Annotated in this window: 16 protein-coding genes; 10 read left to right on the top strand and 6 right to left on the bottom strand. The window is 61.9% G+C overall.

Annotated features, from left to right (window positions below):
* The first annotated feature begins 427 nt into the window (after positions 1 to 427).
* Complete coding sequence (locus tag PLL20_17310) at positions 428 to 1,444, top strand: SGNH/GDSL hydrolase family protein (protein ID HPD31753.1); 1,017 nt, start codon at positions 428 to 430, stop codon at positions 1,442 to 1,444.
* Here PLL20_17310 and PLL20_17315 read toward each other — a convergent pair.
* On the bottom strand, positions 1,429 to 1,653 hold the full coding sequence (locus PLL20_17315) for a hypothetical protein (protein HPD31754.1): 225 nt from the start codon (positions 1,651 to 1,653) through the stop codon (positions 1,429 to 1,431). The two genes, PLL20_17310 and PLL20_17315, sit on opposite strands and share 16 nt — an antisense overlap.
* 81 nt (positions 1,654 to 1,734) lie before the next feature.
* On the opposite strand from PLL20_17315, the gene PLL20_17320 reads away from it, so the two are divergent.
* A complete protein-coding gene (locus PLL20_17320; protein HPD31755.1) occupies positions 1,735 to 2,556 on the top strand; it encodes a DUF1559 domain-containing protein in 822 nt (273 codons plus the stop codon).
* Positions 2,557 to 2,737: 181 nt separating this feature from the next.
* Here PLL20_17320 and PLL20_17325 read toward each other — a convergent pair whose 3' ends face one another.
* The 4 genes from PLL20_17325 to PLL20_17340 all read right to left on the bottom strand — a co-directional run bounded on the left by PLL20_17325 (position 2,738) and on the right by PLL20_17340 (position 7,272).
* Positions 2,738 to 3,496: an SDR family oxidoreductase gene (locus tag PLL20_17325; GenBank protein ID HPD31756.1), complete on the bottom strand. Its 759-nt coding sequence runs from the start codon at positions 3,494 to 3,496 to the stop codon at positions 2,738 to 2,740.
* Positions 3,477 to 4,166 carry a cyclase family protein gene (locus tag PLL20_17330; GenBank protein HPD31757.1) on the bottom strand — a complete coding sequence of 230 codons (690 nt, stop codon included), beginning with the start codon at positions 4,164 to 4,166 and terminating at the stop codon, positions 3,477 to 3,479. The genes PLL20_17325 and PLL20_17330 overlap by 20 nt, the downstream gene beginning before the upstream one ends.
* A 233-nt stretch (positions 4,167 to 4,399) precedes the next feature.
* Positions 4,400 to 6,472, bottom strand: coding sequence for an FAD-binding protein (locus PLL20_17335; GenBank protein HPD31758.1), 2,073 nt, complete (start codon positions 6,470 to 6,472; stop codon positions 4,400 to 4,402).
* An 8-nt stretch (positions 6,473 to 6,480) separates the two neighbouring features.
* The gene (locus PLL20_17340; GenBank protein ID HPD31759.1) at positions 6,481 to 7,272 is read right to left on the bottom strand and encodes a 3-ketoacyl-ACP reductase; all 792 of its coding nucleotides are present in this window, start codon (positions 7,270 to 7,272) and stop codon (positions 6,481 to 6,483) included.
* A gap of 421 nt (positions 7,273 to 7,693) precedes the next feature.
* Between PLL20_17340 and PLL20_17345 the strand changes: the two genes are divergently transcribed.
* From PLL20_17345 to PLL20_17370, 6 genes are all read left to right on the top strand, one after another.
* Entirely contained in the window at positions 7,694 to 9,433 is a 1,740-nt protein-coding gene (locus tag PLL20_17345; GenBank protein ID HPD31760.1) for a PAS domain S-box protein, read from the top strand.
* Between the two features lie 31 nt (positions 9,434 to 9,464).
* Positions 9,465 to 13,826 carry a response regulator gene (locus tag PLL20_17350; GenBank protein ID HPD31761.1) on the top strand — a complete coding sequence of 1,454 codons (4,362 nt, stop codon included), beginning with the start codon at positions 9,465 to 9,467 and terminating at the stop codon, positions 13,824 to 13,826.
* Positions 13,827 to 14,107: 281 nt separating this feature from the next.
* Positions 14,108 to 15,124: a phage protease gene (locus PLL20_17355; protein ID HPD31762.1), complete on the top strand. Its 1,017-nt coding sequence runs from the start codon at positions 14,108 to 14,110 to the stop codon at positions 15,122 to 15,124.
* Positions 15,125 to 15,195: 71 nt separating this feature from the next.
* Positions 15,196 to 15,963 (top strand): hypothetical protein, encoded by a 768-nt coding sequence (locus PLL20_17360; protein ID HPD31763.1) that lies wholly within the window; start codon positions 15,196 to 15,198, stop codon positions 15,961 to 15,963.
* A gap of 47 nt (positions 15,964 to 16,010) precedes the next feature.
* The gene (locus PLL20_17365) at positions 16,011 to 16,925 is read left to right on the top strand and encodes a Mu-like prophage major head subunit gpT family protein (GenBank protein HPD31764.1); all 915 of its coding nucleotides are present in this window, start codon (positions 16,011 to 16,013) and stop codon (positions 16,923 to 16,925) included.
* A 94-nt stretch (positions 16,926 to 17,019) separates the two neighbouring features.
* Positions 17,020 to 17,463 (top strand): DUF1320 domain-containing protein, encoded by a 444-nt coding sequence (locus PLL20_17370; protein HPD31765.1) that lies wholly within the window; start codon positions 17,020 to 17,022, stop codon positions 17,461 to 17,463.
* A gap of 40 nt (positions 17,464 to 17,503) precedes the next feature.
* Here PLL20_17370 and PLL20_17375 read toward each other — a convergent pair whose 3' ends face one another.
* Positions 17,504 to 18,214, bottom strand: a complete 711-nt coding sequence (locus PLL20_17375; protein HPD31766.1) for a hypothetical protein — start codon at positions 18,212 to 18,214, stop codon at positions 17,504 to 17,506.
* A gap of 267 nt (positions 18,215 to 18,481) precedes the next feature.
* On the opposite strand from PLL20_17375, the gene PLL20_17380 reads away from it, so the two are divergent.
* On the top strand, positions 18,482 to 18,871 hold the full coding sequence (locus PLL20_17380; GenBank protein ID HPD31767.1) for a response regulator: 390 nt from the start codon (positions 18,482 to 18,484) through the stop codon (positions 18,869 to 18,871).
* A gap of 125 nt (positions 18,872 to 18,996) precedes the next feature.
* Positions 18,997 to 20,012: DUF362 domain-containing protein (locus tag PLL20_17385; GenBank protein ID HPD31768.1), on the top strand; the 1,016-nt coding region annotated here is incomplete at its 3' end.

Below are 20,012 nucleotides of genomic sequence, written 5' to 3' on the forward strand. Positions count from 1 at the left end.
GCACCAGAAGGGATTCTGGGGCCAGCGGAGCAGGGGCAACTAGAAGGCCCCAGAAAGGATTCTGGGGCCAGCGATGTGTCAGACGTGCCGACGAGGGCGTCGGCACCACAATGAATGCCCAAGGAGGAATTCGGCGCGAGACGTCCGACCCACAAGGGGTTTCCTGCAATTGGGGTATGCATCCGACTCAACCACCTATCGGGTTTGGGCGGAATCCTGCACAACTGTCCCAGCCCTTGCTCGATATTGGCCGCGAAAACAGCGTTAGGTTGAGTCAAAGACATACCCCAGTCCTGCAGACCTGCGACGATCTTTGTGTGACTGGGGGGCAAGGCAGCGAGGTGGACTTCATAGACTCTCAAAGCGCATCATCCACAGGCGGCAGGAGGCTGCGAATCTCTCCAGCCAATCAGCCAAGAGGACTTGAATGGCAGACAACGCCACGAGTCAGGACTCCACTCCCGTCCCCAAAAGCCGGAGGCGGCTCCGCCCGGTGCGGTTGTTTGTCATCGCGGCAGTCTGCGTTGTTGCCGCATTTGCGGTCAAGCACTTCTGGTTCAGCTTGCCGATCGGCGAGGGACCGGCGGGGCCGGTCGTTCCGAGGGAGATGTTCCAGGCCGTCTGGACGTCGCGGCCGGTTCTTCTGGTGGGGATCGGCGACAGCATCACCGACGGTTTTGGGGCATCCGAGGGGCATTCCTACTTCGACATGCTGATCTCGAACCCGGCCGACGAGTCCCCGGAGATGAAGGGGATCTGTCTCGGCAGCGTGTTGCCGAATCTGAAATCGCTTGAGCTGGCGGTCTCCGGAAGCACGTCCATCCACCATCTGACGAGCCAGCTTGCCCGCCTGGAGGTGCAGCCGCCGGAGGTACTGGGCCTGGTGGTCATGACCACGGGCGGCAACGACATCATCCACAATTACGGTCACAGCCCCCCTCAGGAGGGGGCGATGTACGGCGCCACTTTCGAGCAGGCCCGCCCCTGGATCGCGGCATTTGATGAGCGGCTCAAGAGCATGCTCGATCGGATCGAGCAGTGCTTTCCGGGCGGCTGTCACATCTTTCTGGCCAACATCTACGACCCGACCGACGGGGTTGGTGACGCCACGCGAGCCGGTTTGCCCGCCTGGCCCGACGCGATGAAGGTTCTCGCGGCATACAACGAGATCATCGCCCGCCATGCCGGGCAGCGACCGAACGTGCATCTGGTGGACATCCACAGCGAGTTTCTCGGCCATGGCATCTACTGCACGCAGCCGTGGCGGCGCCACTATCGCTGGGCTGACCCTCACTACTGGTATTACATGAACCTGGAGGACCCCAACGACCGGGGCTACGACGCGATCCGTCGACTGTTTCTGCTGGAGATTGCCAAGGTGTTTCAGACGACCGCGCCCCAATCGAGTCCTACTCCGCTCAACCTCAATCACAACGGCAAATAGAGCACGCGTTCTTCGATTTCCTCGTGCAAAGCGCGCTCTGCCAGAAGCAGTAGTTCCTCAATGGCTTGTTCAACTGGCACATCGCGGCTGATTTCAACGACACCGGGCGTACGGAACCCGCCAGTCACTCGGAGACAGGCGCCCTGTGCGAGCAATGAGCCGGGCTTGCCAATCGCTTGTTTACAGAATACAATAAGTTTGGTCGACAAGGGGGCGTAGAGACTCTCGTCCCGGCGAGAGTCGCCAAGTTGATGAGCCGTGTTGGTTCTTGGGCACACGGGGAGTCGAGCATGTCGCAGGTGGCAGTCGTCAACAGACTCGCTTGCGGTTCACGTTTGCCAGGTTGCCCAGTGAGGGTCAAAGCCTTCACGCTTATTGAGGTTCTGGTGGTCGTCGCGATTATTGCCTTGCTGGTGGGGATTCTGATCCCCGCCTTGTCGAAGGCCCGTGAGCAGGCCCGGCGGTCGGTGTGTGCGAGCAACCAGAAGCAGATCATGACCGGAGTGCACATGTACGCAATGCAGTACGCCGGTCAAATCCCGTTCAGCGTGCCGTGGTTCAATGCCAGCCTTACCTGGATCGTCCGGCAGGAGTATTACAACCCGAGAGGTTATGTTCACCTGGGCGTGCTCTACGGCAGCCGGCAGATCAAGGATCCGGCGATCTTCTACTGCCCGTCGAACAAGGAGTTTCCGCACATCTACCCGGAAGGTTGGCAGAACTTCTCGGCCGGGGGCGGCGTCGAGCGTGTCGCGACCGGGTACATGTACGCGATTGCAGGGCAGATCGACCGTTACCCCAAGGGAGAGCGGCTGCACGCCCGCCTCGACTCACTCAAGCAGGAATCACTGGTGTCCTGCATGTTCATCTCGAAGCGTGACAAGCGGCAACAGCGAGGAGTGTGGCCCCATCGCGGCGGGGTCATTGCCGGCTACGTCGACGGCAGCGCCCGCCTCAACCAAGTGGCCGATGCGATCGCTCAGACGTCGGCCGAGCTCTATGACGCGAACAACATCGACGACATGGATTACTTTGCCTTCTGCTTCTTCAAGATGCTCAGCGGTCAGCGTCGCTGGATTGAAGCGTTCCCCAAGCTGCCGGAAGTACGGTAGTAGCCTCCAGCGTTGCGTACGGCAATGCTGGAGAATGAAGAATGGCGAATGCAGAACTGAGAATGGGCATTGTTCCGTCGCGAACGGCGAAACGCACAGGTGGTGGTGTCTCAGTAAAGACGGCAGGTCTTGGTCGCGGCGGCGACCTCGACGCTGCCCTGCCTCATCTCGTCGCGCACACCTATGCGATGACGCCGCCATCGACGACCATGAGCGTACCTGTGATCCACTTGGCTTCGTCGCCGGCCAGGAACAGAGTGGCCGCCGCGACGTCGCTGCACTCACCGAGGCACTTGAGAGGCGTCTGCCTGATGATGGCGTCGGCAACGCCCGGCCGGGCGAGGACGTCCTGGTTGATGTCGGTGGGAATGGTGCCGGGCAGCACGGCGTTGACCCGGATCCCGTAGGGGGCCAAGGTGACGGCCAGGCCACGGGTGAGCATGTTGGCCGCCGCCTTGCTCGTGCAATAGGCCAATTGCTGCGGATCGGTGAACCGCTCGCCGCTGATGCTGGTGATATTGACGATGACCCCGCCGCCGTGATCCTTCATGAAGCGGGCCGCACCCTGGGACATCAGGAAAATGCTGCGGGTGTTGACCGCTTGAACGCGATCGAACTCCTCGACGGTCACATCCAGAACGTCTCGAAACGGGCAGATTCCCGCGTTGTTCACGAGGATGTCGAGGCGGCCGAAGGTGGAGATCGTCTTGTCAAGGATGGCCTTGACCGCCCCGGCATCGGCCACGTCGCCGGGCAGTGAGACGGCTCGATCCTTGCCGATGTTTCGGATGATCTGCTGAGCGGCGTCCTCCGAGCGTCCGGAATGACCGATGCCCACCTTGGCTCCCTCGCGGGCAAATGATTCGACGATGGCCCTGCCGATGCCGCGGGCCCCGCCGGTTACGATGACCACTTTGCCGTCAAACCTGGAATTGGCCATAGTTGAGAATCCCCAGTACACGAATCGGAAACGCTTCGAGACCTTTGACCGCGATCGGCGTGCAGACGCTCATGAACGTCTTGCGCTTGCCGAGAGAATCCAGATTGCAGAGGTTCTCGATCAGGGCGACGTTGTGGTCGAAGAGGGCGTAATGCGACTCGTGTTTCGTGTTGCTCAACTCTTCGACGCCGGCGGCATCAATTCCAAACATGACCATGCCTTGGCGGACGAGCCAAGCCAGGGCTTCGGGACGTACCCAGGGGCTCTTGAGGTACTCGTCGGTTCCCCAAGCCTTGTCCCAGCCGGTGCGCAGGAACACGATTTCGCCCTGCTGAACGCCGCCGGCCAGGATCGCGGCCTTCTTGATCTCCTCGAGCGTCAGGCCGTGGCCGGGCGGCGGATGGCCTACGTCGAGCAGGCGGGTCGTTCCGATCGTGTTCTCCACCGGGAACTCGGTCAGGTCCAAGCCGTCCTTGCGGAGGTGGTAGGGAACCTCGATGTGCGTGCCGAGGTGGTTGACCATGACCACGTTGTGCATGATGTACCACTGGCCGGGCAGCCGTGGAACGGGGGCGACGGCGTCGGCGTCGATCTTCTCGACGTCGAATTTGCGCCCCGCTTGGCCGGGGATGATCGGGTACGACAATTCGACGATACGCTTGAAAGCCAACGGCTGTTTCCTCGCCGATGCACTTGGTTCGTCCGGACTCAAAACCGGAGCCCCACTATATCGCAACGAGCCGTCTCCGCAACGTCCGGATGTTCAGTGGTCTTGATCTGACGCTGCGAGGGTCGCAAGGCCGCCGCGTGCCTGTGTGTGGTTGAGTGGCCGGCGAAGGCTTCCCGCGGGTGAACGGCCTGCGGCCGGCGCATAGGTTGCCCCCGACCGCGAGCTCGTGTCGGTTACTCCTGATAGATCTTGCACGGTCTGGGGTGGTCGCCCGGATCGCGTACGAAGATGGTCGCACGGCGGTATTCGGTCCAGGTGTTCTCGAACCAGGATTCGCGTTCAGGACGTCCGTGGGGCTTGCTGACGCGCGTCTCGAAGGCGTCGTTTTCGGGATGGTAAATCACGCCCATGATCTCGTTTCGGAGGGCAAGGTTTTCGGGGATGTAGCGCCACTCATCCCCGAGCTTCGGATGCGGCAGGGCGCCTTTGGGGTCGGTCACAAGGTGCGACCCGCGAGAGCCGCTGCCGCGCTTGAGCAACGCAAGGATCGCTTCCAGGAAACCCAGTTGTGCCAGGGCCAACTCGCGGACTTCGATGGCTTGGGCGTAGCCGGCGGTTTCCTGCCGCAAGCCGTGATCTCGGATCTGGCGCCACTGGCTGCGAGCTTCTTCCAGAGCCCTGCTCACGCCGGCCAGCGAGCGGACCATGCCGGCGTATCGGCTCATGCGGCGTTGAATCTGTTTCTTAACCTCGGCGCAGTCCGAGGTCTGGGTACCTGCCGCTCGAATGCGACCGATCTCGGTGACAAAACGAAGGACGACGGCTTGAGCACGGCCAACGAATTCGTCCAGCGGCAGGCCACCGCCGTGGTAGACGTGCGCGATGCGCTGAGCGGCCCGGGTCCCGCCGACCTGACCGGCGTTGAGCGCCGAGCCGCCGGGCCGTTTGACCCCGTGCGTGCCGGCCAGCTCACCGATGACGAAAAGATGAGGTACGGTGGATTCCCACCAGACGTCAACCGCGAAACCGCCGTTGCAGTGCTGCGAGCAGACTCCGATTTCGAGCGGTTCCTTCCACAAGTCGACGCCCATCTGTCGGTAGAGATCGATGCTCGGCTGATTCATGTGTGCCAGCCGCTCGATCGGGGTGGCTTGTATGGCCCCGGACTTCTGCAGGTAAGTGAGGGCCTCCGGCTTGAGGTCGGCGAGCTTGAAGGCCTCAAGCCCTTGGGTGGCACGCGGGTTCTCGCGGAAATCCATGAAGACGCGGCGGCCGCGGTTGACCATCTCATTCTGAACGAGGATATCGATCAGCGACGAGCCGAAATTGGCGATCTTGTCGTGGTCGAAGGGCCACTGGTAGCCCTTGAGGAAAATGTCGGTGGCGAGCGTCGACATGGAGTCGAACCAGGGGTTAAGAAACTCCTGCTCATCCTCGCCGTCGGCGTCGGTGCTGTAGTAACGGGGGATGACCTGCTGATAGGTTCCTGAGAGGTTCCATCGCGGGCGCAGCGAGGCGAGGCCGAATTGCGACTCAGTGAGATTATGAGCCTCCGCGCCGGCCTCGAACAGGGCGGCATAGGGTCCCATCTGTCCCGGGGGATAGACGGAGATCTCGTACAAATCTCCGGGCCCGCCGCCGGCAGCCACGACATTGCGGGCGTTGAACAGCACCAGGCCGTGATTGTCGTCGTTCTGGCGGGCGAGGTCGACGCAGAGAATGCCGCAGGCGGCCTGTCGACCTTCTTCCCGTCCGGTGACGACCGCGAGCATGTGATGGCGATTGAAAACGGGGATGCCGTAGCGCTCCAGTTCGGCGAGCAGCTTGCGGACCATGAATCGCGAAGTCCACGGGCCGGCGGAAGTCGCGCGTTGTCGCGGGTCATGGTCGGTCTTGTAACCCACGAAAACGCCGTCGGCGGTGTGGGGAAAAGGAACACCCAAGTCGACCAGCCTGTAGAAAGCGCGGAGCGAGTTGGCTCCTTCGATGAATGCGACGTCTGCGTGAGTGCAACCTCCGGCCGTCAGCGTATCGGCGAAGTCGGTCGGACGATCGGGCTCCCCGCCGGTTCCCATTTTGTAATAGGTCTGTTTGTCGGAACCGGAGTTGTTTGAGGTGCCCAGTCCGATTCCGCGAGTGACCAAGGCGAGGTGATCGGCCGGATTCTCGATGCCCATCTCCTCAAGTTCCCTGAACAGCCGGCAGGCGCAGTTGAGGCCGGCTGCGCCACTGCCGACGATCACCGTGTTGAGCGAGTAGACGGGGATGCTCAGACCGTTCAAATCAGCACTGCTTCTCGGAATCATGGTGTCTCTCACAGTCTCCGCACGTTGAATCCGCCGCTCACCTCGATGCTCTCGCCGGTGGAGTAGTCCAGATCGCCGCGGGCAACCGCAGCAACCACGGCGGCGACGTCCTCCGGCAAGCCCCATCGTCGGTTGATCAGCAAACCCTCGGCGATGAGCTTGTCGTACTTGTCCTTGACCACGCTGGTCATCGGCGTCTGGATGATGCCGGGACGTATCTCGATGACCGGGATACCGTGTTCGCCGAGACGATCGGCGTATAACCGGACAGCCATGGAGAGGCCGGCCTTGGAGACGCAGTATTCGCCCCGGGCCGGCGACGACGTGTACGCCGAGATCGACGTGATGAACACAATCCGTGGCGTGGTGATCCGACCGGCCTTTTTCCAGGCAATCATCCGGTTGGCTGCAAGCTGGGTGAGAAAATACGGCCCCTTGAGATTGATCGAGATGAGCCGGTCGAAGGTTTCCTCGCCGGCCTGGAGGATGTCGACTCGCTGCTTGGGGGCGACGCCTGCGTTGTTAACCAGCAGGTCGAGCCGGCCAAACTGCAGGTCGATGAATTCGATCATCGCCAGACGCTGTTCGGCGGAGGCGATGTCCGCCTTGAAAACCTCGGCTCGCCCGCCGGCCGCCTCGATGGTCCTCTTGACCTCGTAGGCTCCGTGGTCGGTGTTGGCCGGATCAGCAACGACGTCGTTGATCACCACGATATGGCCTTCGCGGGCCAGCCGCAGGGCGATGCCCCTGCCGATGCCCTGTCCGGCCCCGGTAACCAGTGCCACGGGCGAATCGCTCATTGGTACACCCTCAGAATCAGGTTCTGCTCAGGTCCTTGGGGCATACTGTAGCGGTGATGCAGGGACGATGCCAAGGGTTGTTTCCGGACGTTAAAGACTCGGGCGGCCGGGATTGAACCACGGGAGCTTGCGGTGCCACTGCGGCCCGGCCGTGCCCATCAGGCGGACCGCAGTCATTATCGCTCGTTGTCGCGTTCCTGCTGCGGCTGACCGGCGCAGTTCCTGGGCCTGCGCGCATTCTGAGACCTGTGTATTTGCCCTTCAGGCCAAACATGCCGGGCCAAGTGGTCGATGCAGAGACGGAGCATCGTGCGTCACACGAGGCCCGGGGTCTTGTCATTGTCCACTCTGGCAGGATGGACCCCTGGAGCCGTGTGCCGCCCCGGTCTCGTGTCGGCAAGGGGAAACGGGGGCATCCCGGATGGCGTTTCTCGGTTCAGTGGGGTTGAAAGGCCGCGCGATCATGCTGGCGGCGTTGTTGCTGCTGGGCACGGTGGGAGCGGTCTGCGCCGCGCTGATGTGGCGGCACTTCACCAGCTCGATCGAGGCCGTGGAACATCACGCAGTGATGAACGCGCGCTTCATCGGGCTGAGCGCCGAGCCCTACGTCCTCCTGAATGACGTGCAATCCCTCGAGCATCTCGTCCAGTCGGCGACCACCAGTAACTGCGTCGAGCTGACACAAGTACTCGACAAGACGGGCAAGGTGCTGGCCGAGTCGGCGGCCAAGCCGCAGTTTGTCCTCGAAACGCAGGTGCGGCTGGCGCAGGCCTTTCGCGGCAACCTCACTCGCGAATCGTTTCGCGTGTTTCGCACGCCGAGACAGTGTCTCGCCCTTGTACCGATTTGGCCGGTGGGCCAGCAATTGGATCTAGGTCTGGACGATCAGGAGGCGAAGCAGCCCGGCGAGTCGGAGCCCGTCGGGTTTGTGCTCCTGGCGTACACGCTGGACGACGTTTACCAGGTTCTTGCGAAAGATGCGTTCTACAGCGTCGCGATCACGGTGATGCTGCTCAGCGTCGGTTTGGCAATCACCGTCGTCATGGTCCGGCAGCTTGTGAGGCCGATTGCCGGGCTGGTACAAACGGCCAGCGCGATCGCCGAGGGTGATCTGTCGGATCGGGCAAGCGAAGACGCGCCCGGCGAGGTGGGGATTCTGGCGAAGGCCTTTAACAACATGGCCGACAAGATGGAGGATTATGCCCAGAACCTGGAGAAGCTTGTCTACGACCGAACCGTAGCCCTGGAAAGAAACGAGGCCAGGACTCGGGCGATTCTCGACACCGCGGCCGACGGCATCATCACCATCGACGAGCGGGGCATCGTCGAATCATACAACGCGGCCGCCGAGCGAGTGTTCGGATGGACGGCGGCCGAGGTCATCGGGCAGAACGTGAGCATGCTCATGCCGTCGCCCTACGCCGAAAGCCATGATTCATTCATCAAGGCCTACCTGCGATCCGGTGATCCGCAACTGATCGGCCGAGGAAGGGAAGTCCAGGGACGTCGCAAGGATGGCAGCACGTTCCCCATGGATCTTGCGGTCAGCGAAACGGCCGTCGGAGACCGCAGGACGTTCACGGGAATCGTCCGCGACATCACCGAGCGAAAGCACGCCGAAGAGGAACAGCAGAAACTCGTGTCCCTCGTAGAAAACAGCAGCGACCTGATCATGATGTGCTCGCTCGACGGCAGAGTGCTGTACCTCAACAGGAGCGGCCGCGAGATCGCGGGGCTCGACGGTTCCGAACAGGTCGCGGGAACGACCATCGCGGACTATATGCCGTCGGAAGAGTGGGCGCGTGTTCGCGAGGTGGAGTTGCCCAGGGTGCTTAAGAGCGGAAGCGCCGAGTGGCACGGCGAGCTTCAGCACTTCAAGACGGGAACCAGGATTTCCATGCAGATCAGCTTCTTCCTGATTCGACACCCGCAGACGGGCGACGCGATATGTCTCGGCAGCATTCAGAGGGACATCACCGCCCAAAAGCATGCGGAGCGTCAGCTCAGGAAGAACATGGCCGAGCTCGAGCAGTTCAATCGTCTGGCCGTAGGCCGGGAGCTGCGAATGATCGAACTCAAACGACAGGTGAACGAGATGGCCCGGGCGGCGGGGCTGGACGAGCCGTACGACCTGTCGTTCGTGGAGGCGGCACGAAAGTAGGGCAGAGAACGGGTATGGTCAGGGATCTTTGATGGGCAAACGGTTTCGTAAAATCCTGTTGATGCGCGATCGTTGGCCGGCGTGGGTCGTTCTGGCATGCGCCGTTCTCTTGGCAATCTTCGCCCGGTCCGTCGCCGTGGAGCAGATGCGACTGAAAGATCGGGCCCGCTTTGACACGGAGGTGGAGCGTATTCGGTCGGTGCTTCAGGAACGACTCCGGCAGAGCGAGCACGCCGTGCGGTCGGTCTGTGCGCTTTTCGAGTCGAGTAATCAGGTTGAGGAGTCGGAGTGGGAGCATTTCGCGGGAAACGCCCTGACTGACGACGAGAACAAGGTGGTGGAGTCGCTGTATTTTGTCGAACGCGTGCCTCGAGAGAAGCTGGAGGAGTACGTCCGGCAATGTCGGGCTGAAGGCGCCGCGGGATTTGAGGTGCACCCTCAAGGCGACAGGCCGACGTACATGCCGGTTCGATACGTCTTTCCGCCCAAGGCGAACGGGATCAAATTGGGGCTCGACATGGCCCAAGACCTGTTCTGGAGGGCGGCGGCCGAACGAGCCCGTTATACGGGTCAGGTTGAAGGCAGCATCAGGCGTCCTGCCGCCCAGTCGGGCAACCGATGCCCGGAATACCGAATGCTGAAGGCGGTCTACCGGGTGAGTCCGGGGCAGGTGGAGGGTGAGCAGTCCCGCCGACAGTTCATCGGCTGGGTCGGCGTGTGCGTCGGCGGGAAGGGATTGGCCCAGGGGCTTGCAGCGCAATGCCGCTCGATCGGCTTGAGCATCGATGTTTTCGAAGGAATCAGCGCTTCGCGTGAGACGATCCTCTATGCCTCCGAAGGTGAGCCGGCGGTGCTGCGCTCTGAATCTTCGCCCATGTTTGAGAAGTACGCGGAGCTGAAGGTCGGTGATTCGATCTTCACGATGCGCGCGGCAAGCCTCCCGGCGTTTGCGTCGCCCTGGAGCCGTGGGATAGGCATGGCCGTGTTCCTTGTCGGGACGGCCGTCGGCTTGTTGATGTTTGCGACGCTGTGGAGCAGGTCGGCGGCCAGGGCGGCGCTCGCCGTGGCCGAACGCACGAATCAGGACCTCCGCGAGAGCGAGGGCAAATACCGGTTGCTCTTTGACGGCTCAGTGGATGCCATTCTGCTTCTCACGGACGTTGTGGTTGACTGCAATGCGCAAGCGTGCAAACTATTCGGTTGTTCACGTCAGGAGCTCACTGGCAGATCATTCGAGGACCTCTCGCCGACCAGGCAGAAAGACGGTCGGCTCTCGGCGGAGACGGCCCAAGAAAACATCCGGGCCGCCCTTGGCGGTACCCCGCAGTTCTGTCACTGGACCCTCAAGCGACGGGACGGGAGGACGGTTGACACCGAGATCTGGCTCAAGTCTCTGTCCATGTCGGGCCGGCCGGTTCTTCTCGCGATCATTCGCGACATGACCGAGCGTAAGCGCGCGGAAGAATCGGTTCGACAATCGCTGCGAATGGCGGCCGACATCATGAGGGCGATTCCCTCAGGCTTGTTCATCTACGGATACAACCCTCCGGACGATTTCGTTCTTCTTGGCGGCAACCCGGAAGCCCAACGGCTGACGGGCGTTCGCTTGGATGAGTGCCTGGGCAAGAGTTTCGGGGAATTGTGGCCGGAGCTGAAGAGGGACGCGCTCCTCGATGCGCTGCTCAACGTTATTCGGACCGGCAATCCGCTCGAAATCGAGGAGTTAGAGTACCGAAGCGAAATCTTCGGCGGCGTGTTTCGGGTTCGGGCTTTCGCAATGCCCGGCAATCGTCTTGGTATCGCCTTCGACGACGTAACCGAGCGGCACAAGGCGGAAGCGGCGGCGAGGATCGAAGCCGCGAAGCTGAACACGATCCTGGCGAATATTGATGAGGGCGTGGCTTTCGCGGAGGCTGACGATCGGATCATCGAAGCCAACCCTCGTTTCGTGGATCTTGTCGGCGGGAGCCGCGAGGACATCGTCGGGCGGTCGTTGTGGGATTTCCGCGGCGGGTCGTTCGTGGAAGGTATCCGAGAGACTGTGAACGGCTTTCGTCGTCAGACAGGCAGCCAGCCGGTGACCATGCAGCAGCGGATCAAGGACCAGGACGTGGTCCTGCGGCTTCAGCCGCTGTACGACAGTGATGCTTATGCCGGTGTGTTGCTGAGCATCATGAATGTGACCGACATGGTTCGCGCCCGGGAGGAACTGGAGCGGTCCAACCGCGAGGTCACCGAGCGTGCCAGGCAGCTCGAGGAGGCGAGGCTCGCGTCTCTTAACATGGTCGACGATCTCGAGCGCGCCCGCGTCGCCGCGGAGGCCGCCAACCGGGCCAAGAGCGAATTCCTTGCGAACGTCAGTCATGAGATTCGCACGCCGATGAACGCCATTATGGGCATGACGGAACTCATGCTGGAAACCGATCTGACGGTGGATCAGAGGGAGTCGCTGCAGATCGTCAAAGAGTCGGCAAACTCCTTGCTCGCGGTGATCAACGATATTCTCGACTTCTCGAAGGTCGAGGCGGGCAGGATGGACCTGGAGCGTGTCCCCTTCGATCTCCGCGAGAGTCTCAGCGACACCGCCAGGGCGCACGCGCTGGCGGCCCATAAGAAGGGGCTTGAGCTGGTGTGCGACATCGCTCCCGAGGTTCCCGGCATGGTGGTGGGCGATCCTGTTCGTCTGCGGCAAGTCGTCGTCAATCTTCTAGGCAACGCGGTTAAGTTCACCGAAAAGGGCGAGATCGTCGTTCGCTGCGATCTGTGGAACCCGGCCGCGTCTCCCGTCGGTTTGGGACCGGGCACCGGGAAGAAGCTCGATGCGCTGTCCGCTCATTCGGAGGATCGAATTCTGCTGCATTTCTCGGTCGCGGATACGGGGATCGGGATTCCTCGCGAGAAACAGCAGATGGTGTTCGAAGCGTTCGCGCAGGCGGACGGCTCGACAACGCGCAAGTACGGCGGTACCGGCCTGGGGCTGGCGGTGTCGGCGAAACTCGTCGAGTTGATGAATGGACGACTCTGGGTTGAGAGCGAGCCCGGCCAGGGCAGTACGTTCCATTTCGTGGCAGAGTTCTGGCAATCCGGGACGTCGGCCGGTCCGTCCGATTCCAAAACCGTCTCCAGCCTGCGGAATCTGGCCGTCCTTATTGTCGACGACAACGAGACCAATCGCTGCGTGCTTGAGAGGACGCTGCATCGCTGGAACATGAAACCGACATCGGCAAGCGGGGGCGAGGCGGCCCTGAAATTGCTGCACGAGGCCAAGGCTGCCGGCCGGCCGTTCCCCCTGATTCTCCTGGACGCCATGATGCCGGAAATGGACGGTTTTGAACTGGCCAAGCGCATCAGGCAGAACCCTGCCCTGGCCGGCGCAACGATCATGATGCTGTCCTCCGCCAAGCAGCAGGAGGATGTGGCCCGATGCCGGGAACTGGGTATCTCCGTGTACCTGACCAAACCCATCAGGTGCTCGGAGCTGATGGATGCGATCATGGAAGCGTTGGGCTTGAGGAGCCCGGTTCCGGTCGTGCAGGAAAGCGAACCGGAGCAGGCCGGCGAGGCCGGACGGCGGATGCCGCGGGTCTTGCTGGTTGAGGACAACGAGGTGAATCAGAAGCTGGCAGTCCGCATCCTGGAGAAATTCGGTTGTCCGCTTGCAGTGGCGAACAACGGAAAGGAAGCCCTGGAGATTCTTGCGCGTGAAGGCGAGGATGCGTTCGACTTGGTGCTGATGGACGTTCAGATGCCGGTGATGGGCGGCTTCGAGGCCACATCGGCGATTCGTGAGCGGGAGCGCCGGACAGGCGGCCATCTGCCGATCGTGGCCATGACGGCCAACGCGATGAAAGGTGATCGTGAACAGTGCCTTGCGGCAGGGATGGATGATTACCTTCCCAAGCCGATCGACGTGGGGGCTCTGCGCAATCTTTTGCGGAAGCTGCCCTGCAAGGGGTCTCGGTCAAGAGAGAATGCCATGAACAACGAACAGACTACGAACGAAACGGCAGGCGTGCCGGAGCCGACGCATGGGTGTCCGGTGGATTTCACCAAGGCCATGGAAAACCTGGGCGGGGAGCGCGAGTTATTTGAGGAGGTTCTGGGGCTCTTCGTGCAGACCATACCCCAGATTCGAAAGGATCTGGAAACGGCAATTGCGGCCAGGGACGCCGCAAGGCTCCGCTTGGTTGCACATGGGCTGAAGGGATCGGCGGCCAACGTCTGCGCCGAATCCGCCCGCCGGGCGGCCGAGGAGATCGAAAGCATGGCCAAGCAAGAGGACTTCGCCGAGATCGACAAGGTCTTTGCCGTATTGGATGCACACCTGAAACGATTGCAGGAATACGCTGAGTCGCGTTCTTCCCAAGGCTCGTCGGCCGAGCAAGAATCGTGATCCTCCGCAGCCGCAGAACCACGGCCCTGGACATCCTTTCTCATTTTTGAGCTGAGCCTCGGCCCGCTGAAACGCCGGCCGTCACGTTCAATCGCCGAATGCACCAATCACATCGAGTTGCTCCCTTGCCGTTGGGGGGGCATTGCCCCTGCTCCGTTCATGCGGCGGTTGCCGGAGCAGGGCGCGTGATTTTGTTGCGTCAGGTCGGGAGGAGCCGGCCGGCCGTTGGCCTGGACGGCATGGAATAACCGGGCAACCCAGGTGTGAGGATGGAGGTGCATATGGCTGACGTCGGTGAGAAGCCGGCAGGTACCGTCGCCGTGCCGCCGGACGAACTTGGCGAGCGAGTTCTGATTCAGTCGGCCCTGCCGCAGGGACAGGGCCCCCCTTCGCGTGTGCTGGTGGCACCGTGGGGCGAAGTGAAAAGCGCGAAGGGAACCTTCGTGGTTGATGGTGAATCGGCCAAGCTGGTGATTGAAGCGTTTCGGGCCCACGGAACGGACATCCCGGTCGACTACGAGCATCAGAGCCTCGGCGGCGAATACGCGTCACCCAGCGGACAGGCCCCGGCAGCAGGATGGATTCGCGCATTGTCGGTGGTCGAGCCTGGAGAGGCTGCCGAAGAACCCGGCCTCTTCGCCGACGTGGAGTGGACCGAGGCTGCTCGCAAAAGGCTGTCCGCAAAGGAGTACCGCTATCTGTCGCCGGTGGTGCTCGTGCGCAAGAGCGACCGGCGGATGGTTGCGCTGCATTCGGCAGCGCTGACGAACAAACCGGCGATCGTCGGGATGAAGGCGATTGTCAACAACGAGGTCTCACGTGCGGCAGACCCGGGTGAGGGGCAATCATCGCCTCACTGCTTGAGCGCGGAGGCCGACGCACTTCGACGCCGGCTGGGGCTTCCGGAGGACAGCGATTCCAGGGAGATCCTGATCGCCGCAGAGGCGAGGTTGGCCTCGTTGGCAGCCGAGTCCGTTCGTCGCGGGGCGGAGGAGCGAGTGGTTGAAGCCATGCGGACGGGCAAGCTGACGCAAGCGCAGCGGCAGTGGGCCTTGTCGCTGGCCATGAAGCATCCGGAGACCTTCGAGGAATGGTTGAAGACGGCTCCGGTTCTTGTTGTCCCCGGTCGGATCAACCCTCCGGCCGGCGAAGACACGGCTAATCAGCGACGGTGGGCGGTGATCGCCTCGGCGCGGGCTGAGTTCCGCTCGCGACCGGAGTTGGCTCTGATCACCAGCGAACAGGCGTGGATACGCAATGCGCTGCGTGATGCCGGGCTCGAGCTGAGTGAGGATTGAAGTGAGAAGATCGTCTCGTCAAGCGGTTGACCGATTCGCGGCCGCCGCTTGCGGAGAGGAAGGAGAAGAACATGGCGCTTACAGCCAATCGGGACTTGGACAGGTACGTGGACCAGGAACTGCGATCGCTGCCGGTCAAGGGCGGGGCGCGGATCTTCAAGGGCGGGTTTGTCGGTCTGAGCGGCGGATACGCCAGAGCGCTGTCGGGCGGTGATCCGTTCGCTGGGATTGCCTACGAGGAGGCGGACAACTCGGGCGGCGACGACGGGGCCGTGATGGTGAGGGTGTTTACGACCGGTGACTTCGAGCATGTGCTGGCCTCCGCCTCGCGAATCAACAACCGGGCCGCCGTTTTCGCCTCCGACGACGGCACGCTGACCATGACGGCGGCCGGCAACAGTTTCGTGGGACATCAAATTGACGCGCCGGCAGCCAACCGCATTGTGCTCCGGATCCAGGTCACGCCGACGCCTCTCGCGGGCGGCACGATGACCGGCGAGCTGGTCAGCGCAGGGCTGCGGCATGCGTTTGTCACCAAGGACGCCACGGGAGGGAACGTCAGCCTGGCGGCCTCGGAACTCGGCAGGATTGTGGCCGTTAACAATGGGACCTCCGCCCGCAATCTCCAGTTGCCTGCGGTGACGGCAGGCGACGTCGGCAAATGGGTGATGCTGATCAAGGTCGCCGGGGCAACGGGGGTCATCACGGTGTTGCCGGAAGCGACCGGAACGATCGACGGGGGTGCCAGCAACGCCGAGATGGATGCCATTTACGACTCCATCACATTGGTGTGCATTGGAGCCAAAGCATGGTCGGTAACGGCGAAGCGCATTGCGTAAGGATCAAATGGCCTCAAGGGTGTTTGTGAAACGGAAAGGAAGCAGCCATGGCGGTGATTAACACCGGATTGTTGACCAAGGGACTCCGCAGCGAGTTCTTTGATCGGATGGGGAAGGTAACGACCTATTACCAGGATCTGTCGACACGAATTCCGTCGACGTCGGATTCAGAGACATACCGCTGGCTCGGCACGGTGCCGCGGATGCGAGAGTGGGGCACCGGCCGGCTGGCGAAGGGATTGCGGAGCGAGAGCTACTCGGTCGAGAACCTCAAATATGAGGCGACCATCGAAGTGGATCGCGATGAGATCGCAGACGACCAGACCGGTCAGATCCGGATCCGGGTCGGCGAGCTGGCCCAGCGGGCGGCCACGCACAAGGACTACCTCCTTGCGCAGCTTCTGATCAACGGAGGCACGGCCGGTTTCAACAGCTACGATGGGGTGCCCTTTTTCAGCCATTCGCACGTATCGGGACAGTCAGGGACGCAAGACAATGACATCGCATACGACACCTCGTTGCCAAACGACCCGACAAGCGAGGAAATGAAAGGCGCCCTCAAGCGGGCGATCGGCCGGCTCCTGTCGTTTAAGGACGATCAGGGAGAACCGATGGCGCTGAGCCCCGAGGGCCTTGTCTGTGTCGTTCCGCCTTCCATGCTGTACACGGCCCTCGAGACGGTGAGCGCGGCGATGATCGGACAGACTACGAATGTTCTGTCGGGGGTCGCCAGAGTAATCTCGCTGCCGGGCCTTTCGGCAGCAGACACCTGGTACCTGCTCAAGACCGACGGCGTGGTGCGGCCCTTCATCTTCCAGGATCGCGAGCCGATCGAGTTCGGTGCTCTGGCGGAGGAAAGCGAAGAGGGCTTCAAGCGAGAGAAGTGGCTCTTCGGTGTGCGGGCGCGGTATCGAGTGATCTACGGGTACTGGCAGTTCGCGGTGCGGGTTGTCTTCAACTGACCAGAGGGACGTGGAGCGAGGGGCAAGGGCGGCGATGCGGGCTTGGGGCGCTGAACTTGCCTCCGCTCCCGGCCAGTGATGACGGGAGAGTCTCATGTCTTACGCGACCAACGCGGACATCGAAGAACGTCTGGGTACGGCGACCTATATCGAGCTGACGGACGACACCGGCTCAGGACAGCCGGACGAGGACAAGGTTACTGAAGCAAGGCTCGCGGCCGAGGCGGAAATCGACAGCTATCTGGGCCGGCGTTTCGCGGTGCCGATCGACGTCGGCGGGCAGCCGGGACTGGTAGCAATGCTGAAGCGGCTGACCCTGGATCTAGCCGAATATCGGCTGCGAATGCGACGACCGCCGGTGACGAAGGACGCCCGGCTGCAATGCGACGCGGCACTGTTGTGGCTCAGTCGAGCGGCTAATGCAGAAGTGGCGTTACCGACGATCGTCGAGTTGCCGTCAAACAGCGGACTCGGCCCGGCGGCCGAAACGGTGGGCGGCGAGCGAGTGCTGACGGGCGACGGATGGGAAGCCGTCTGACCCCACGGGACGGTAGGGCAATCGGGGATTCCTCGTGTGACTATTGGGCGGGCAGCGCCTCCCCGCTGATCATGACCCGTCCGAACGACGCGCCGCCGGTCGTTGAGGCAAGTCCCAACCGACCCCATTCATGCGCGGTCGTCCTGGCTCGCAGCACAGGCTTGTCGGCCTCGTCGATATAGACCTCCACCGTCGCAGTATCGAGGTTTCGGAGAATGCCGATCTGGTGCCATTCCTTTCGCGTGAAGTCGGGCCTGGAAGACAAGGCCGCGGCAGCCAGCCGGATGACCTGACCGTCGGTTACCTGGACCAGTGCGACGTCTGCTTTGCCGGAGAGGTCCGATAGGTCCAATCGAAGGCAATTCAGGTCATTCCGCCAGCCGAAGACGATGGAGGCGCTGCACGGACGGTTGCCGACGGCTTGCTCGAGCCTCAGCCAGGCGGAGAGGCTGAAGTTGCGGAACCTGTATTTGCGGTGCATTGCGGATTCCCAAGCAGGCGGCTGCTTGTCGGGACTGGCTGACAAGGCGGCAACCTGAAGGAATCGTCTTTGCCCGTCCGAACCGATTCGCCAGGCATCGGGTGTGGCCAATTCCCAGGAATCGCTGGGCTGGTCGAGGCCGAACTCATCCAGGAGGTCAACGACCAGATACTCGCTTGGCCGAAGGGACCCAGGAGAGCGGCACCCCGGCAGGACAATCACGGTGGGTGCCAGCCCGAGCAGAATGCAGACTTTGTTAACGGTGGTCATGCTTGGATCTCCGGGGCCGTCTTGCAGGCACACCTCAGCTTATCGGTACAGGATACTTTCCCGTTACGCAACCCGCGACGAGCAGACAGCCTTCCGTCCTTCCCCCCTGTGCGGTTTCAGCAGGGGCTTTTTCCCTAAAGCGTGCCAAAGCCGGGCGGATTGTTGCATGTGCGAGCGGAAGCGGATATACTCTCATACAAGAGCCACGCATGTATCACACGCAGTACGACATGCTACACTGGAATTGCCTCCGGAGGATTATGACATATGGCAGCACCGTATGATGGAAAGTCCATTCTGGTTGTGGACGACGATCCCGATATACTGACCGCGATCGTCGAGCTGTTCAAGGAAAGCGGGGCCGAAATCACCACGGCTTCCGACGGCAATACGGCCGTCAACCTGGCGATGACCAAGAAGCCCGATCTCTTGATCCTCGATGCCATGCTTCCGCGGCGGAGCGGATTCCTGGTTCTGGAGAAGCTCAAGGCCCGCAAACCGCCGGGGACCAAGCCGTTCGTGATCATGATTACCGGCAACCAGGGCAAGCGCTACCAGGAGTGCGCCGAGACCTTCGGCGCGGAAGACTTCATCAACAAACCGTTCCGGATGGATCGGCTGCGCCAGTCGGTCGAGGATCTGTTGGCCAAAGCCTGAGCGATCGACCCATCCGTCCTGTTGAACGGTCCTCATCGTCAACCCAGGCGTGTTCGGGACCAGCCGCGCACGCCTTATCTTTGCGCGGCGTTGCTGAAAGCCGTCAAGGAGCATAGAATACTCTGATGGAACGCTCCAAGGTGGCGATACTGCGCACGCGACCCGCGACCGTCCTGGCTGACTATCATGAGCTCATGAACCTGGCCGGATATCGCGATGTCATTGACCCGTCCGCCGACACCGCGTTGAAAGTCAATATCTCCTGGCATTTCTTCTATCCCGGCAGCAGCACCACTCCCTGGCAGCTTGAGGGCGTTATCCGGGCAATGAAGCGGGACGGGTATGACCCGAGACTGATGCATGCGTGCCACAACCGGACGGTGGTCATCGATGCTCACCTGGGGGAGCGGGAAAACAAGCAACTCAACGTGGTTCGGGCCCACGGACTGCGGAATGTACATCTTTACGAAGGTGAGGAGTGGATCAACATCCGCGACGCGGTGGGCGACCTGACGAAGAGCTTCCTGTGCCTCAACGAGGTTTACCCCAAGGGGTTCACGATTCCTCGTCGATTCCTCGGCGAGAATATCCTGCACCTGCCGACGATCAAGACGCACGTCTTCACGACCACGACCGGTGCGATGAAGAACGCCTTTGGCGGCCTGTTGAACGAACACCGACACTGGACGCACCCGGTGATCCACGAGACGCTCGTGGACCTGCTGATGATCCAGAAGAAGATCCACCGCGGCGTCTTTGCCGTGATGGACGGGACCTTCGCCGGTGATGGGCCTGGGCCTCGCTGCATGGTGCCCTACGTCAAGAACGTGCTTCTGGCCTCGGCCGACCAGGTCGCAATCGACGCGGTAGCCGCCAGACTGATGGGATTTGACCCGATGCAGGACTGCAGGTTCATCCGGTTGGCCCACGAGTTGGGGCTGGGATGCGGCGATCCCTCGCAAATCGAGATCGTCGGCGACACGGAGGCCGCCCGGGAAAACTGGCACTTCGAAGGCCCGTTCAAGAAGATGACGTTCGCCAGTTCCATGCAGCACAAGATCTACTGGGGCGGGCTCAAGAACGCGCTGGAGTGGTCACTCAAGACGTGGATGGCTCCGTGGGCATACATTGCGAGTGTGCT

Source organism: Phycisphaerae bacterium, assembly GCA_035384605.1.
Classification (GTDB): Bacteria; Planctomycetota; Phycisphaerae; order UBA1845; family PWPN01; genus JAUCQB01.